We start from the raw sequence: 486 nt of genomic DNA, 5'->3' as shown, positions 1-486 counted from the left end.
AGTGGCCGGGGGCTTCCGCCAACAGGTCGAGGTACTGCACCTGCGCGCCGGGGTGGGCCGCCACCCAGGCCGCAACGGTCTGGGCGGTGAGCTGGCGGGAAACGGAGGCGGCGCCGGTGATGGCCGAGTCGATGTGCAGCACTTGCATGGAATTCTCCTGGGTTGAAAGGCCACGGCATGTGGCGTTGATTGGATTGTGCTGCCGCCATGATCTCTTGATAAGCGGGCACGGCTGCGATAGATTGTTCCACTGTTGGAACAATGGGCACACCGTATGCAGGACCTGAACGACATGCTGTACTTCGCCGAAGTGGTGGAGCGGGGAGGCTTCGCGGCGGCCGGCCGCGCCCTGGGCATCCCGAAATCGCGGCTGTCGCGCCGCGTGTCGGAGCTGGAAACGCAGCTGGGCGTGCGCCTGCTGCAGCGCACCACCCGCAAGCTGTCGCTCACCGAGGTGGGCGAGTCGTACCTGCGGCACTGCCAGGC

Annotated in this window: 1 protein-coding gene; it reads left to right on the top strand. The window is 66.5% G+C overall.

Features of this window, described 5'->3' with window-relative positions; all coding sequences use genetic code 11:
* Positions 1-274 precede the first annotated feature (274 nt).
* Positions 275-486: LysR family transcriptional regulator (locus FJV41_RS57295; RefSeq protein ID WP_141649603.1), on the top strand; the 212-nt coding region annotated here is incomplete at its 3' end.

The sequence above is a fragment of the Myxococcus llanfairpwllgwyngyllgogerychwyrndrobwllllantysiliogogogochensis genome (assembly GCF_006636215.1).
GTDB classification, from domain to species: domain Bacteria; phylum Myxococcota; class Myxococcia; order Myxococcales; family Myxococcaceae; genus Myxococcus; species Myxococcus llanfairpwllgwyngyllgogerychwyrndrobwllllantysiliogogogochensis.
Note: the sequence above shows the minus strand (reverse complement) of the source record. Positions and strands in the feature narration are given on the sequence as shown.